We start from the raw sequence: 15,988 nt of genomic DNA on the forward strand, positions 1-15,988 counted from the left end.
TTCGTTTGCAGCAATAGCTGCTTCGTGCTCACCGCTGACGCGATAGCCCATTAGTCACCCTTGACGCATTTGCGCAGCGGCCAGCAAAGTCGCGCAGCACCCTTCTTTCTGCGCGCCCGCCGGCATGACGCCATCGGGCCCACAACAGCGGAGCATCGCGATGCAAAGACGTGATTTCCTCAAGGCTTCGGGCTTCGGCCTCGCAAGCCTGTCGCTTCCGTTCTACGGCAATGCCATCGCCGCCGAAGACCTCCTCAGCAGCCTCGACGTGGGCATGAAGAAGTCGATCTCCGATGCCGCCATGCAGGCGGCGCGCGACGCCGGCGCCAGCTACTGCGATGTACGCGTGGGCCGTTACCTGCGCCAGTTCGTCATCACGCGCGAGAACAAGGTCCAGAACGTCGTCAACACCGAATCCACCGGTGTCGGCATCCGCGTGATCGCCAACGGCTCCTGGGGCTTCGCCGCCACCAACGACCTCTCGCCCAAGAGCGTGGTCAAGGCCGCGCAACAGGCGGCCGCGATCGCCAAGGCCAATGCGCGCACGCGCACCGAGCCAGTGCGCCTGGCCAAGGCCCCGGGCGTCGGCGAAGTGTCGTGGAAGACGCCGATCAGGAAGAACTCGATGGCGGTTCCGCTCAAGGAGAAAGTCGACCTGCTGCTCGGCGCCAACGCCGACGCGACCAAGGCCGGCGCCGATTTCGTCAATTCGATGCTGTTCCTCGTCAACGAGCAGAAGTACTTCGCATCGACCGACGGCTCCTACATCGACCAGGACGTGCACCGCATCTGGGCGCCGTTCACCGTCACGGCCATCGACAAGGAGAGCGGCAAGTTCCGCACCCGCTCGGAACTGTCCTCGCCGATGGGCATGGGCTTCGAATACCTCGATGCCGATCCCTCGCAGAAGTTCGTCTCGCCCAACGGCGTGGTCAACTACGGCAAGTCCTACGATCTGCGCGAGGACATCGTCGCCGCCGCCAAGCAGGCGCGCGCCAAGCTCAAGGCACCTTCGGTCAAGCCGGGCAAGTACGACCTGGTGCTCGACCCGTCGCACACCTGGCTCACGATCCACGAGTCGATCGGCCATCCGCTGGAACTCGATCGCGTGCTCGGCTACGAGGCGAACTACGCCGGGACCAGCTTCGCGACCCTCGACAAGGTCAAGGACAAGTTCAAGTACGGCAGCGACAAGGTCAACATCTTCGCCGACAAGGTGCAGCCGGGCAGCCTCGGCGCGGTCGGCTACGACGACGAAGGCGTCAAGACCAAGCGTTGGGACCTGATCAAGGACGGCACCCTGGTCGACTACCAGGCCATCCGCGACCAGGCCCACATCCTGGGCAAGACCGAATCCGACGGCTGCTGCTACGCCGACTCGTGGTCGAGCGTGCAGTTCCAGCGCATGGCCAACGTCTCCCTCGCCCCGGGCAAGAACAAGCTCAGCGTCGCCGACATGATCAAGGACGTGGAAAACGGCATCTACATCGTCGGCGACGGTTCGTTCTCGATCGACCAGCAGCGCTACAACGCGCAGTTCGGCGGCCAGCTCTTCTACGAGATCAAGGACGGCAAGATCACCCAGCAGATCGAGGACGTCGCCTACCAGATCCGCACGCCTGAATTCTGGAATGCCTGTGCGGCGGTCTGCGACGAAAGCGACTACCGCCTCGGCGGTTCGTTCTTCGACGGCAAGGGCCAGCCCGGCCAGGTGTCGGCGGTGTCGCATGGCTCGGCCACGGCCCGCTTCAACGGCATCAACGTCATCAACACGGCCCGTTCGCTCGGCTGATCGACCAGGAGAACCCGATGAGCATCTTCACCGAAGCCGAAGCCAAGGCCATCCTCGAGAAGGTCGTCAAGCTGTCCAAGGCCGACGAGTGCACCGCCACGCTGACCGGCTCGACCAACGGCAACGTGCGTTTCGCCCTCAACAACGTCACCACCAGCGGCATCGTCGACAACGTCGACCTGGCGGTCCAGGTCGCGTTCGGCAAGCGCGTGGGCGTCGCGACGATCAATTCGTTCGATGACGCCTCGCTCGAACGCGTGGTGCGCCGCGCCGAGGACCTCGCGCGCCTCGCCCCGGAGAACCCGGAATTCATGCCGGCCATCCCGAAGCAGACCTACAAGCCCACGCCGACCTTTGGCGAAGGCACCGCCGGCATCACGCCGGAGTACCGGGCCAAGGTCGCGGCCGACTCGATCGCGCCGTGCAAGGCCGACAAGCTGGTCGCGGCCGGCTTCCTCAGCGACAACGTCAACTTCTTCGCCTCCGCCAACAGCAACGGCAACTTCTGCTACCAGAAGGCGACCGGCGTCGACTACACCTGCACCGTGCGCACCGACGACGGCCGCGGCTCGGGCTGGGTCGCCCGCAACCTGCGCGACGTCGAACGCTTCGACGCCAGCCGCGAGATCCGCACCGCGATCCGCAAGGCCAAGGACTCGGCCGAGGCCAAGGCGCTGGAGCCCGGCAAGTACACGGTGATCCTCGAACCGGCGGCGTCCGCGGGGCTGATCTCCTTCATGATGTTCTCGTTCGACGCGCGCCAGGCCGACGAGGGCCGCAGCTTCCTCGCCAAGAAGGGTGGCGGCAACAAGCTCGGCGAGCAGGTCTACGACAAGCGCGTCAACATCTGGGCCGATCCGTGGGATGCCGACGCCGCGGTCTATCCGTGGGACGAGGACGGCCTGCCGCGCGAGAAGACGCCGATCATCCAGGACGGCAAGGTGTCCTACCTGCAGTACTCGCGCTACTGGGCGCAGCAGAAGGGCAAGCGCGCCGTTGGCCAGCCGGGCAACCTGATCATGGCGGGCGGCGACAAGTCGACGGCCGACCTGATCCGCGGCACCGAGAAGGGCATCCTGGTCACGCGCACCTGGTACATCCGCATGGTCGATCCGCAAACCGTGCTGCTCACCGGCCTCACCCGCGACGGCACGTTCTACATCGAGAACGGCGAGATCAAGCATCCGATCAAGAACATGCGCTTCAACGAATCCCCGGTGATCATGCTCAACAACATCGAAGAGCTGGGCAAGCCGGTGCGCGTGGGCGACGACGAATCGCCGTTCGTGATGATGATCCCGCCGATGAAGCTGCGCGACTTCACCTTCACCTCGCTGTCCGACGCGGTGTGACGATGGCAGTACGCGGGGACGTCACGTCGCATCCGGCGTCCCCGCGCCCCTGGACGCGGCCATGAACCGGGCCGCGTTCCTCAGGCTCCTCGCCGGCGGCGTCGCCGGCGCCGTCCTGGCGCAAGTGCCCCGCCCCGCGCGCGCGGCTGGGGCCTACGATTTCTGGTTCACCCGCCTCAAGTACGAATCGGGCGACTGGGACGTCGACCAGCGCATGCCCTCGAACATGGTCACCGCGCTGATCGACTACACCAACCTGCGCGTGGATCCCAAGGAACACGTGGTCGCGCTGTCGGATCCGAAGATCTTCGCCGCGCCGTTCTGCTACCTCGCCGGCCACAAGCTGGTCGAGTTCAATCCCGCCGAACGCCGCAACTTCGAACGCTACGTGCGCAATGGCGGCTTCGTTTTCGTCGACGACTGCAACCACGACATCGACGGGATGTTCGCGCGCTCGTTCGAGGCGCAGATGGCCTCGATCTTCGGCGACGCGGCGCTGCGCAAGCTGCCCAACAACCATGCGCTGTACCGCAGCTTCTTCAAGTTCGACGGCCCGCCGCCGACCGCGCTGGAGCTCAACGGCTGGGGCGACGACATCGTCCACGAATACCTCAAGGGCATCGAGATCGACGGCCGCCTGGGCGTGCTCTACAGCAACAAGGACTACGGTTGCGAGTGGGACTACGACTGGCGCAACAAGCGCTTCCTGGCCGAAGACAACACCAAGTTCGCGGTGAACATCGCGATCTACGCCCTCACCGCCTGACCCACCTTCCACTGCGAATACCGCCGACATGAGCGCCGACAACTCCCACACGCCACGCGCGACGGACATCACCGAAGCCGCGATCAGCGCCCGCCTCGCGCAGATCACCACGCTGCGCCAGGCGATCGCGCAGGCCATCGTCGGCCAGGAAGCGGTGGTCGAGCAGTTGCTCATCGGCCTGCTCGCCGGTGGCCACTGCCTGCTCGAAGGCGTGCCCGGGCTGGGCAAGACCCTGCTGGTGCGCTCGCTCGGGCAGGCACTGGACCTGCAGTTCCGCCGCGTGCAGTTCACGCCCGACCTGATGCCCAGCGACATCCTCGGCACCGAGATCCTGGAGGAGGACCACGGCACCGGCCGGCGGCTGTTCAAATTCCAGCCCGGTCCGATCTTCACCAACCTGCTGCTCGCCGACGAACTCAACCGCACGCCGCCGAAGACCCAGGCCGCGCTGCTCGAGGCGATGCAGGAGCGCACGGTGAGTTACGCCGGCGTCACCCATACCCTGCCCGCGCCGTTCTTCGTGCTCGCCACCCAGAATCCGATCGAACAGGCCGGCACCTATCCGCTGCCGGAAGCGCAGCTCGACCGCTTCCTGCTGCACGTGCGCGTCGACTATCCGGACGAAGCCGAGGAACGCAGCATCATCACGCAGACCACCGGCACCCGCAGCGCCGACGTGCCGCGGGTGATGTCGGGCGGCGACATCCTCGACCTGCAGGTGCTGGTGCGCCACATCCATCTCGGCGACGACCTGCTTGCATGGATCACGCGGCTGGTGCGCGCCACGCGTCCGGGCCCGGATGCGCCCGCGGACATCCGCCAGTGGGTGAAATGGGGCGCCGGCCCGCGCGCGGGCCAGTCGCTGGTCCTCGCGTCGAAGGCGCGCGCTCTGCTCCACGGCCGCCTCGCCGCCACGCGCGAGGACGTGATGGCGCTCGCCGCACCGGTGCTGCGCCATCGCATCCTGCTGTCGTTCGCGGCCGAAGCGGAGCAGAAGAGCACCGACGACGTGGTCGCCGCCCTGCTGCGCAGCGTTCCGTTCGGCGCCTGACGGCGCCGTAGCGCTGCCGAGCCACCCGCGATGTCGGCCCCGGATTTCATCCCGCGCGAAGTGCGCGCCCGCCTGAAGGACGTGCGCCTGGTGCCGCGTCGCGCCACCGGGTCGCACGGCTTCGGCCTGCATCGCAGCGTCAGCCGCGGTGCCGGACTCGAGTTCGCGCAATACCGCGCCTACGAACCCGGCGACGAGCTGCGCCAGATCGACTGGAAGCTGTACGCACGCTCCGACCGCTTCTTCGTGCGCGAATCCGAACGCGAAAGTCCGGTCGACGTCTGGCTGCTCATCGATGCCACCGCGTCGATGACCCAGGGCGATGCGGCGCGCAAGCACTGGACCCGGCTGGATGCCGCGCGCGGGCTCGCGGCCTGCCTGATCGAAGTCGCGCTGCGCCAGGGCGACCGCTTCGGCATCGCCACGCTGGGCGGGCGCGGGCTCGATGCCGTCCCCGCCGCCGCCGGGCTGCGCCATCGCGACCGCTGTCTGCTGGCGCTGCGTGACATCCACGCGGAAGGCGCGTGGCCGCTGGAAACCACGCTGCGGCCGTTGTGGGAGCGCATCGCACCCGGGGCGCTGGTGGTGATGCTGGGCGACGGCTTCGACGACAACGCCACCGCGTTCGCGCAGCGCCTGTCCGCCGCGAGGCGTGAGGTGCTGTCGATCCGCATCCTTACCGCGGAGGAACGCGACTTCCCGTTCCGCGGCGGGCATCGCTTCGTCGATGCCGAAAGCGGCGAGGAACTGCTCGCCGATGCCGCCGCCGTGCGCGGCGAATTCCTCGCGCGCTTCACGGCCGCACGCCGTGCCCTCACCTCGCAGCTCGCCGCCAACGGCATCCGCCAGGTCGAATACGTTCTCGACGAGGCGCTGGATTCGCCGCTGCGGCGACTGTTCGCAATGCACGGGGACACGGAGTCGGCATGAGCCTGGAGTTCCTGTGGCCGCTGGGGTTGGCCGCGCTCGCGGCGATGCTGGTGCCGCTGTTGATCCACCTGCGCCGGCGCAGCGAACAGCACCGTACCGCGTTTGCCGCCTTGCGCTGGCTGCCGTCGCGCGCACGGCCCCGCACCCGGCTGCGCTTCGAGGAATGGCCGCTGCTGCTGGTGCGCCTGCTGCTGCTCGTTGCGCTGGCGTTGCTGCTTGCACAGCCGGTGTCGTTCGGTGGCCCGCACGCGAGGCAATGGCTGGTCGTCGTGCCCGGCGCGGACACCTCCCACCTGCAACCGCGTGGCAAGGACGAGCGCGAACGGCGTTGGCTGGCGCCCGGCTTCCCGTCGCTCGAGGAAGTCCCGCCCACGCAGCCGCAACCGGTCGCCAGCCTGCTGCGCGAACTCGACGCGACGTTGCCTGCCGATACGCAGCTCACCGTGGTGGTTCCCGCACAACTCGATGGCGCCGATGCCGTAGCGCCGGTGCTCCATCGCCCCGTGCACTGGCAGGTGGTGGCGAACGCGAAGTCCGTATCGGCAAAGGGCAGCGACCGCGCGACACCGCGCCCTCCGCTCGTCATCCGCCATGCCGAGGGGGTGGCCGGACTGCGCTACCTGCGTGCCGCAGCCATCGCCTGGCAAGCGGCGACTCCGGCGTCCGGCAAGGCGGCAATGCCCGCCGACGTCGCTTCGATCGATCGGCCGTTGCCCGCGACCGGCAAGCCGCTCGCCTGGCTGGCGCCGGGCCCGCCGCCGTCCGCGTTGCTGGGCTGGGTCGAGAACGGCGGCAGCGTCCTCGTCGACGCGCAAGCGAGCATCGCGCACATGCCGCGCGACGGCGTACCGCTGTGGCAGGACGAGGATGGCGCCGTGCTGGTGCGTGGCATCCGCCAGGGCCGCGGCCGCATCCTGCAGTGGACGCGACCGCTGACGCCGGAGGCGGTGCCGCAACTGCTCCAACCCGACTTCCCCGACCACCTGTGGTCGCTGTTCGCGCCGCCCACGGCCGCGCCCGCGCGCATCGCCGCAGCCGACTACGCACCGCGCACCGGTGGCCGCGCCTGGCCGGTGCGACCGAATGACCTGCAGCCATGGCTGCTATTGCTCATCGCGGCGTTGTTCCTGCTCGAGCGCTTCCTCGCCAGCGGACGCCGCGAAGTGGTGCGCGCATGAACACGACCCTGGCCAGGCTGCTTCGCGCCGCGCGCCTGCGGTCGCTGGCGCGCATCGTCGCGTTCGCGGTTCCTGTTGCCGCCGTCATCCTGGCCGCGTCCGTGCGCTTCGGCGAAGGCCACTGGCCGTGGGCGCTCGCGCTGTGCATCGCCGCCGTCGGCGCGACGGCATGGTCGCTGCTGCGGCGGATCGACTCGCACTGGCTCGCGCGACGGCTGGACGAACGCGACCCGCGCATGGACGACAGCGCCGCGCTGCTCTTCGCGGATTCCACACGGGCAACGCCGCTGCAGCAGCTGCAGCAAGCGCGCCTGCGCGATCGATTGGCGCAGGCGTCCCCGCCGGACCTGCGTCCAGCGTGGCCCGTGCGCACCCTGGCGGCCTGCTGGCTGCTGGCGGCCGTGCTGATCACGACGGCCCTGATGTGGCCGGAGCGGACGGCGTCGCCCGCAGCCCATACGCAAGCGGCGAATCCATCCGCCGCGCCCGCCCGCCCTGGGCAGACCCGCATCTCGCGGCTGCAACTGCAGGTCACCCCGCCCGCTTACACGCGACTGCCGCCGCGCAGCGAAGCCACGTTCGAAGCGAAGGTGCCCGAGCGGTCGCAGGTCCGCTGGGCACTGCGGTTCGATCCCATGCCGGCCGGCGCCGCGCTGGCCTTCCACGATGGCCTGCGCGTTCCGCTGGTGCGCGAAGGCGACGACTGGATCGCCACCCGCCGCATCGACAAGCCGCTGCTCTACCGCGTGCAGTTGCAGGACGCGCCGCCGCTGCAGGCCGATCGCCTCTACCGCCTCGACGTCGCCCTCGACCAGCCGCCGCAGGTCAAAGCCGTCGCGCCGGAAGACACGCTCACCTTGCGCCGCGATGGCCAGCGCACCTGGGCCGTGACCTTCGAGGCGCAGGACGACTACGGCCTGGCCTCGTCGGCGCCGCTGCGGATCACGCTCGCGCAGGGCGAAGGCGAGAACATCCGCTTCGAGGAACGCAGCCTCACGCTGGCCGGACGCGGCAGCGCGACGCGCAAGCGCTACGCGCACAGCTTCGATCTCGCGGCATTGGGCCTGGCGCCGGGCAGCGACTTCGTCGTCCAGCTGGCCGTCACCGACAACCGCGCCGCCGGTCCGCAGAGCACCCGCAGCGCCAGCTACATCCTGCGCTGGCCACCAGAAGACGCGACCGAAACCACCGGCCTCGACGGCATGGTGAAGAAGGCGCTGCCCGCGTACTTCCGCAGCCAGCGCCAGATCATCATCGACAGCGAGGCCCTGCTCGCGCAGCGCCGCAAGCTCGACGCGGAGCAGTACCTCGGGCGTTCCGACGGCATCGGTGTCGACCAGCGCCTGCTGCGCTTGCGCTACGGCCAGTTCCTCGGCGAGGAATCCGAAGGCGCGCCCAGGCGTGCGCTGCCCATCGCCGAGGAAGAACCCGCTGCACCCGCGCGTCCGCTGCTGCCCACGGCCGATGCCGAGGACGAGGCGGACGCACCGCGTGCCGAAGCACCGCACGCAGAAGCGGCGGACACGCACGACCATGCCGATGCCAACGCCAGCGCACCCGCGGCATTCGGCGAAGCCGGCGACGTCCTCAGCGAATACGGCCACACCCACGACGACGCCGAAGCGGCGACCTTGCTGGATCCGGAAACGCGCCGCACGCTCAAGTCGGCCCTCGACCAGATGTGGCAGGCGGAGCTGCACCTGCGCCAAGGCCGGCCCGACCTCGCCCTGCCCTTCGAATACAAGGCGCTCGACTTCATCAAGCAGGTGCAGCAGGCCGGGCGCATCTACCTCGCGCGCGTGGGCTCGGAACTGCCGCCGATCGATCCGGCGCGGCGCATGAGCGGCGATCGCAAGGGACTGGCGCCGCGCAGCGAACCGCTGGTCGCCGCGACGCCCGCTTCACCGTTGCTGGAATCGCTGTGGCGTGCGCTCGAAGTGCCACCCGGGCGCGGATCGTCTGCGCTCGATCTCGACGGCGCGGAACGCTGGCTGCGCGCCAACGAGCGCCGCGTGCCCGACGCGCTCGGCGTGATCGCCGCGCTCGACGGCGTGCGCAGCGATCCAGCGTGCGCCGCGTGCCGCCAGCTGCTGCGCAGCCGCCTGTGGCCATTGCTGCGGCGTCCGCCTGCACATCCTGCGGCGCGAACGAAGCCGGACCGCACGGGCCAGGCCTATCTCGATGCCTTGCAGGCGGAGCGGCCGTGATGGACATGCAGCGCACGGCCCTCGTCCTCGTCGCACTCGCGGTGCTCGTCGGCAGCGCGCGCACGCTGTGGTTCGCGTGGCGTCGCTCGCCACGTCCGCGCGCGTGGCGCACCGCCCTGCTCCTGCTGCTGCAACTCGCGTCCGCGGCCCTGCTCTATCGCACCCTGTTCCCACCGGTGGTGGCGCTGGGTACCGACACGCTCGTGGTCGCCACGGCGGATGCCCCCTCCACGCTGCGCATCGCCGGCAACGAGCGCCTGATCGCGCTGCCCGAAGCCGGCAACATCCGCGATGCCGAAGCCGTCCCCGACCTCGCCACGGCACTGCGCCGCCATCCCGAAACCGCGCGACTGCGCATCCTCGGCCGCGGCCTCACCGCGCGCGATCGCGACAGCGTCGATGGCCTGCCGTATTCGTTCGTCGCCGCGCCGCTGCCGCGCGGGCTGGTCGAACTGCCCGGCTGGGTGCGCGCGCAGGCCGGCGCGGATTTCCAGGTGCGCGGACGCGTCAACGGCGTGGCGGGCGGGCGCGTGGAATTGCTGGACCCTTCCGGCCAGCGCGTCGATCGGCAACCGCTCGCCGCCGATGGCCGCTTCCGCGTGACCGGCGCCACCCGCAGCGCAGGACTGGTCGATTTCCGCGTGCGCATTGCCGACGCGCGCGACCAGACCGTCGAGGAAGCCGCATTGCCGGTCGAAGTGTTCGCACCCGCGGCCACGCGCGTGCTGGTGCTCGCCGGCGCCCCTGAAGCCGAAGTCAAATACCTGCGTCGCTGGGCGCTCGACAGCGGCGTGCGCCTGACCACGCAGATCCAGCTGGGCGGCGGCATGCAGCTGGGCGACGCGCCGATCGCCTTCAACGCCGCCACGCTCAAGGGCTTCGATGCGGTGATCGTGGACGAGCGCGCGTGGGATGGCCTCGGCGACGCACGCCGCCGTGCACTGATCGAGGCCGTGCGCAACGGACTGGGCCTGCTGGTGCGCGCCAGCGGCCCGCTGCCTGCCAGCGCACGCAACAGCCTGGCCGCGTTCGGCCTGCGGGTGACGCCCGCGACCGTGCCGCCGACCTTTGCCCTGCCGCTGCCGGAGAGCGGCGAATTCGCCGCGACGCGCCTGGGCCCGGGCTCCGTCGACGCGCCCACGGCCACCACCGTGGCCACGTCCGAGCCACCCGAACTCTCGCGCCAGCCGCTGCGCATCGATGCCGCGGGCGCGCACGCCTGGCTGCGCGACGACGCCGGCCGCGCGCTTGCCGCCTGGCGTCCGCTGGGCCAGGGCCGGGTGGGCGTCTGGCTGCCGCTGGACACCTTCCATCTCGTGCTGCTCGGCCGCGACGACCGGCATGCGCAACTGTGGAGCGAGGCCGTCGCCGAGGTGGCGCGTCCCATCACCAGCACGGCATTGCCCGTGCCTGCCGACGGCCGCGTGGGCACGCGCATGGCGCTGTGCGGCCTGGCCGCGGACGCCACGGTGACGCCATTGGGTGCGGAGCCCACGGCGCTGCTGCTCGACCCCGCCACCGGCGCGGCGCGCTGCGCCGGCTTCTGGCCGCAGGCGGCGGGCTGGCACGTGCTGCGCAGCGCGAATACGAGCGTTGCCTTCCACGTCAGGGATGCGCAGGCGCTGCCCGGCATCGCCGCACGCGAAATGCGCGAGGCCACTGAACGCCTGGCGCTGCAACCGCCGCGCAACGCCACGGCAAAGGCGACGGCATCCGGCCGGCGCTGGCCTTGGTTCCTGGCCTGGCTGCTGGCATCGGCGGCGCTGTGGTGGTTCGAGCGCACGCGCTTCGGCCGCGCAGCGGCGTGATCGGGTAGCGCTGGCACGCCCGATGCGTGCCCGGCCACCTGGCATGACGACGAAGATTAAGCCGCGATAACAGCAGCTTCGCGCTGCGTTCCCCGCCCGCGCGCTATGCGGGACCCGCATACGTCGCGGAGAACCCCATGCGCATCCTGCCAAAAGTGGTTGCCATCCTCGTCGGCGTGATGGCCCTGCTGCTCGCGCGCACCGCGCACAGCGGCGGGCTGGTCGAGCAGCCGTTCGAGCTGGCGAACTTCAGCAACCCGTTGCTGATCGACAACCCCAACTGGCCGCTGCTGCCGGGGCTGCGGGTCGTCTACACCGAGGTGTCGGCCGACGAGTGCGTCACCAACGAAGTGGAAGTCACCCACGACAGCAAGAACGATTTCCCCGGCGCGTACGCGGGCCTCACCGCGCGCGTCGTGCTCGACCACGCGTGGCTGGACGAGGACTGCGACGGCGGCCGCGACCAGTTGCTGGAAGACACCTTCGACTGGTACGCGCAGGACGACGACGGCAACATCTGGTACGTCGGCGAGGACACGACCGCCTTCGAATACGACGACGAAGGCAACCTCACCGGCTCGAGCGCGGAAGGCTCCTGGCAGGCCGGCACCGATGGCGCGGTTGCCGGGCTGATCATGCTGGCGGCGCCTTCTGCCGGCGACTTCTACCAGCAGGAGTTCCTCGCCGGCGTCGCCGAGGACTGGGCGAAGGTGATCGGCGTCGACCGCAAGGTTGAGACAAGCTTGGGCACGTTCGAGGGCTGCCTGGTCACCAAGGAATGGTCGCCGCTGGACCGCGGCGCGGTCGAACACAAGTACTACTGCCCGAACGTGGGCCTGGTGCTCGTGCACGAATTCCACGGCAAGACCACGGTCGCCGAGCCGATCGAGATCGACCTGCCGTAAGCAAGCCCGGCCGGCGTCCGACTTCGCACCCGCTTCACACCCGCGACCTCGCCGCTTCGCGGCGCGGCGCGATGCTGCGCACCGTCTCCCTGCGGCGCGCGGAAATGGCAGTTGCGGAATCCTTCGACTTCGACGTCACCATCGTCGGCGCCAGTTTCGCCGGCGCCGCCACCGCACTGGCGGCGGCCCAGCGCGGCCTGCGCGTGTGCGTGCTCGAGCGCAAGCGCGATCCCGGCGACAAGCTGCGCACCACCGGCATCATCGTCAAGGAAGCCGCGGAACAGACCCTGCTCAACCAGGTGCCGGCGCACCTCACCCGCCGCGTCGAACAGGTGCGCCTGTACGCGCCCAGCCTCAAGCAGGTCGCGCTGGCGGCGCCGGGCTATTACTTCCTCACCACCGACACGCCCGGCGTGATGCGCTGGCTGGCGCAGGAACTGCGCGCGAATGGCGTCGACCTGCGCCTGGGCACGGCCTTCACCAGCTGCCAGCGCATCGACGGCGGCTGGCATGTCGAAGGCGCGGGCCGTACGCGCTACCTGGTCGGCGCCGACGGCGCGCGCTCGCGCGTGGCCGAGCGCTGCGGCCTGGGCCAGGTGCGGCAGTTCCTCTACGGCATCGAGTACGAATTCCCCGGCGCGCGCCTCGCCCACGACGATGCCCTGCACTGCTTCATCAGCAAGCGCTACGCACCCGGCTACATCGGCTGGATCGCGCAGAGCCCCACCGGCGTGCAGGCCGGCCTGGCGTTGCGCCACGATCCCGAGCGCGCGCGCGTGCCCGACATCGACGGCTTCCTGCTGCGCGTCGGCGTCGCCGGTGGACTGCCGCGGCACCTCAGCCCGGGGCACACGCGCGCGGGCCTGATTCCGTGCAGCGGACCGGTCAGCACGATGGCGGGCGATCGGGTGATCCTGACCGGCGATGCCGCCGGCATCGTCTCGCCGGTAACCGCAGGCGGCATCCATTCCGCGTGGGAACACGGCTGGGCCGTCGGCCGCGCGATCGCCGCGCACCTGCGCGACGGCGGCCCGCCGCCGGAACCGATCGCCGTCGAGACGGCACCGCGCTTCCGCACCAAGCGCGCGCTGCGCTGGGCCTACGACCGCCTGCAGTTCGACTGGCCCTTCGACCTGCTGCTGCACTCGCCGCCGCTACGGTGGGCGGCGGAGCAGGTGTACTTCCACAAGCGGCGCTGCTGACCAGCCTGCGTGCAGCAAGTGGCTGCATGGAAACACGCGACAGGGCTTCCTGCGCCACCGCGTCACGCCGGCGGCGGCTCGGGCCGGCCTCTGGCGGGTGCCATCGCGGGTAGAATCGCCGCCGGGGAAACACCAGAAGATTCGCAATGACCTGGACACTGCTTCGTTCGGCGCTCGTCGTCGCGGCTCTCGCATCGCGTTCCGCGCTCGCTGGCTACTCGGTCCAGCCCTACACGACCTACACGACGCTCAGCTGGCCCGATGCCGTGGCGATCGGCGACGTCAACGGCGACGGTCGCAACGATGTCGTTCTGACCACGAAGTGGTACGGCAGCGAAGCCAACGACTTCAAGACATTCATCTTCCTGCAGAACGCGGACGGTACCCTCGCCGCTCCGGTGAAGGTGTCCTACCTCGCCAGCTACATCAACATGAAGAGCGGCCTGGCGCTGGCGGACCTGGACCATGACGGCCGCGACGAGATCATCGTCGGCCACAGCGGCGGGATCACCATCACCAGATGGGGCCCGTTCCGCAACGGCGTGACCGCGTCGCGCCTGCACGTGTCCTTCGCGCCGCAGGGCGGCGACACCGTGGTCGTCCTGGACGTCAATCGCGACGGCCACCTCGACATCGTCAGCCAGAGCCATGCCGATGGCGCCACCGTCTACATCGGCGACGGCCACGGCTCGATCAGCCGCAAGATCAAGCTGCCCACCCCCGCGCAGGGGTCCAACGACATGGAATCGGGCGACTTCAACCACGATGGCTACGAAGACATCCTGCTGTCGTCCGCCGGCAGCAATGCCTTCGTCTACGTGTACGCCAACGATGGCAGCGACGACCTGGCCCCGGTGCTGAAGGTAGACCCGATGCCCACCTATTCCCTCGGCGTCGCCGCGGCGGGCGATTTCAATAACGACGGACGCGACGACTTTGTCGTCAAGAACGGCGCGAACACGCTGGCCCTCTACCAGCAGGACGTTGCGGGCGGCATGTACCCGCCCCTCTCGATCAACGCCGGACCCAATGCCAACGCCATGGTGCTGCGCGACCTCGACCGCGATGGACGCGACGACCTTGTTGTCGCCCATGGCGACGGCCGCGTCGGGTTCTACCTCGATGTCAGTGTCAGCCCCAACGAACAATGGATTCCGGGGCCGTCCAGCGGCAGCCCGTTCAACACGCAGGGGCTGGCCGTCGGCGACGTCAATGGCGACCGTTGCGACGACATCGTGCTGGCCAACTTCGAATATGGGCTGTTGGTGCATCCCGGCGCCGACTGCACCGCGGCGCCCGACCTGATGCCGGGCGTGGGCCTGACGACCAACCGCCTGGCGCTGCGACTGGACAACGTGGGCACCGGCGCCGCCGCCACTCCGCAGGTCGACGTCACGCTCGCCGTGGCCAACGGCACCCTGACCCTGGGCGCGCTGCCTGCAGGCTGCAGCCTGCTCGCGCAGACGCCCCTGCGCGCCGACGTGCGCTGCGTTGACGCCTCCCTCGCCGCGGGCAGCAGTCGCACGCGCGTGCTGTCGCTGTCGGTGAGCGGCGGGAATTCGCGCAATTCGATCACCGCGACGGCGCGGGCGAGCACGCTCACGGTCGAACTGCGCGGCGACAACAACGTGGCGACCAGGCGCCTGCGGGGGAAGCTCGATAGCGCGCCTTCCATCCGCGCCACGGTGTCCCCGCGCCCAACCGGCCTGCTACGGGTAGGCCGCGACAACCGCTGACGTCATGAGCCGCAGCCGGATGGCTGCGGCGTGGCCGCGATGCATGAATTCATTGTCCGCGGTGGCGGGGAGAGGGCATAGCGGACTGGCGTGCTACCAACGACGCACCCGCCGCGTCGCAAAATACTCCGTGGCCGACGCGCGGGCGGCGAGCTTGATCTCGTCGTGCCACACGATCGAACGCCACTCGAGGTAGAACAGCAGCGACGCAGGAAGCAGGCAGATCACAAAGTACGACACGACCAAGACGGTACGGTGCTCGGGATGGGCGCGCACCCAGTCCAGAAAGGGTGCGACCGCCACCGGCATGACCAGCAGGGAAATGAAGTAGTGGAAATTGAAGAGCACGTAGCGGTAGTAGTACCGCGTCGCGCGCCTGGGGCTGCGGATCGACTCGGTGGACAGGAGGAAGGCGCCGATGTTGAGCCTGGCGGCGCTCGCGAGCCAAGAAGTCACCAGCATGTGGACCAGCAGGAACATGAAAAGCGCCATTGCATCCTCCATTGATCAGCCGCGCTGGCCATCGCCCCCCGGCCGTGCGGCGCGCGTAGCGCCTGCGGCTACCGGCCGCTCATGCCGCCCTGGCCTCATGCGCGCATCCCCTGAGCCCTGCATCCATCCCCGGCGGGCGCAGCATCCCCAGTAGGCGCAGTCAGTGTCAACGCAGCCGGCCGGATCACCCGGTGTCACCTGATGGAGGGATTGACCCCGCGTGCGCTGCCGGGCGCACACTCCATCACCGTCATGCGGTCTTCACCGCCCCCAGGACGCGCACAGCCGGCTCACGGACGGGACGGCCCCGACATTGCTGCCTTCCCCCGGAGGAGCACCGTGGAACATTCCCTGCTGCTGGCCATGCCGCATCCGCAATGGCATGCGCCCGTCGATCCCGTATGCGGCCGCCAGATCGGCCCCATCCCAATCCCGTACCACTCGTGCCATGGCGACCAGGATTACTACTTCTGCTCGCTGCGCTGCATGGAACGCTTCGGCAACGACCCGGCGCGGTACCACTGGGCGATCAACGTGACCTGACCCGCGCCTTGCGCGCGGACTGCGTA

The 15,988-nt window shown here is 69.5% G+C and carries 13 protein-coding genes; 12 read left to right on the forward strand and 1 reads right to left on the reverse strand.

All coding sequences use genetic code 11. The annotated features are described in order from the left end of the window. Window positions 1-160: 160 nt before the first annotated feature. The 11 genes from BP05_RS08800 (at window position 161) to BP05_RS08850 (ending at window position 14,927) form a co-directional block, all read left to right on the forward strand. Window positions 161-1,792: a TldD/PmbA family protein gene (locus tag BP05_RS08800; RefSeq protein WP_496362542.1), complete on the forward strand. Its 1,632-nt coding sequence runs from the start codon at window positions 161-163 to the stop codon at window positions 1,790-1,792. A gap of 17 nt (window positions 1,793-1,809) precedes the next feature. Further along, a complete protein-coding gene (locus BP05_RS08805) occupies window positions 1,810-3,144 on the forward strand; it encodes a TldD/PmbA family protein (RefSeq protein WP_496362544.1) in 1,335 nt (444 codons plus the stop codon). Window positions 3,145-3,205: 61 nt separating this feature from the next. After that, window positions 3,206-3,910 carry a DUF4159 domain-containing protein gene (locus BP05_RS08810; protein WP_496362546.1) on the forward strand — a complete coding sequence of 235 codons (705 nt, stop codon included), beginning with the start codon at window positions 3,206-3,208 and terminating at the stop codon, window positions 3,908-3,910. A 28-nt stretch (window positions 3,911-3,938) separates the two neighbouring features. Further along, entirely contained in the window at window positions 3,939-4,961 is a 1,023-nt protein-coding gene (locus BP05_RS08815; RefSeq protein ID WP_496362548.1) for an AAA family ATPase, read from the forward strand. A 30-nt stretch (window positions 4,962-4,991) separates the two neighbouring features. Next, window positions 4,992-5,891, forward strand: coding sequence for a DUF58 domain-containing protein (locus BP05_RS08820; protein WP_496362550.1), 900 nt, complete (start codon window positions 4,992-4,994; stop codon window positions 5,889-5,891). Beyond that, window positions 5,888-7,069, forward strand: coding sequence for a BatA domain-containing protein (locus tag BP05_RS08825; RefSeq protein ID WP_496362552.1), 1,182 nt, complete (start codon window positions 5,888-5,890; stop codon window positions 7,067-7,069). The genes BP05_RS08820 and BP05_RS08825 overlap by 4 nt, the downstream gene beginning before the upstream one ends. Continuing rightward, window positions 7,066-9,276, forward strand: a complete 2,211-nt coding sequence (locus tag BP05_RS08830; protein ID WP_496362554.1) for a hypothetical protein — start codon at window positions 7,066-7,068, stop codon at window positions 9,274-9,276. The genes BP05_RS08825 and BP05_RS08830 overlap by 4 nt, the downstream gene beginning before the upstream one ends. Beyond that, the gene (locus BP05_RS08835; RefSeq protein WP_496362556.1) at window positions 9,276-11,084 is read left to right on the forward strand and encodes a carboxypeptidase regulatory-like domain-containing protein; all 1,809 of its coding nucleotides are present in this window, start codon (window positions 9,276-9,278) and stop codon (window positions 11,082-11,084) included. Before BP05_RS08830 ends, BP05_RS08835 begins: the two co-directional genes overlap by 1 nt. Before the next feature lie 137 nt (window positions 11,085-11,221). Continuing rightward, window positions 11,222-11,989 carry a hypothetical protein gene (locus tag BP05_RS08840; protein WP_496362558.1) on the forward strand — a complete coding sequence of 256 codons (768 nt, stop codon included), beginning with the start codon at window positions 11,222-11,224 and terminating at the stop codon, window positions 11,987-11,989. Window positions 11,990-12,060: 71 nt separating this feature from the next. Next, complete coding sequence (locus tag BP05_RS08845) at window positions 12,061-13,191, forward strand: NAD(P)/FAD-dependent oxidoreductase (RefSeq protein ID WP_496362560.1); 1,131 nt, start codon at window positions 12,061-12,063, stop codon at window positions 13,189-13,191. 146 nt (window positions 13,192-13,337) lie between these two features. After that, window positions 13,338-14,927 carry an FG-GAP repeat domain-containing protein gene (locus BP05_RS08850; RefSeq protein WP_496362562.1) on the forward strand — a complete coding sequence of 530 codons (1,590 nt, stop codon included), beginning with the start codon at window positions 13,338-13,340 and terminating at the stop codon, window positions 14,925-14,927. A gap of 93 nt (window positions 14,928-15,020) precedes the next feature. Here BP05_RS08850 and BP05_RS08855 read toward each other — a convergent pair whose 3' ends face one another. Continuing rightward, window positions 15,021-15,419, reverse strand: a complete 399-nt coding sequence (locus BP05_RS08855; protein WP_496362564.1) for a hypothetical protein — start codon at window positions 15,417-15,419, stop codon at window positions 15,021-15,023. A gap of 339 nt (window positions 15,420-15,758) precedes the next feature. Here BP05_RS08855 and BP05_RS08860 point away from each other — a divergent pair, with 339 nt between their 5' ends. After that, window positions 15,759-15,962 carry a YHS domain-containing protein gene (locus BP05_RS08860; protein WP_496362566.1) on the forward strand — a complete coding sequence of 68 codons (204 nt, stop codon included), beginning with the start codon at window positions 15,759-15,761 and terminating at the stop codon, window positions 15,960-15,962. Window positions 15,963-15,988: the final 26 nt, after the last annotated feature.

The sequence above is a fragment of the Lysobacter oryzae DSM 21044 genome (assembly GCF_059568595.1).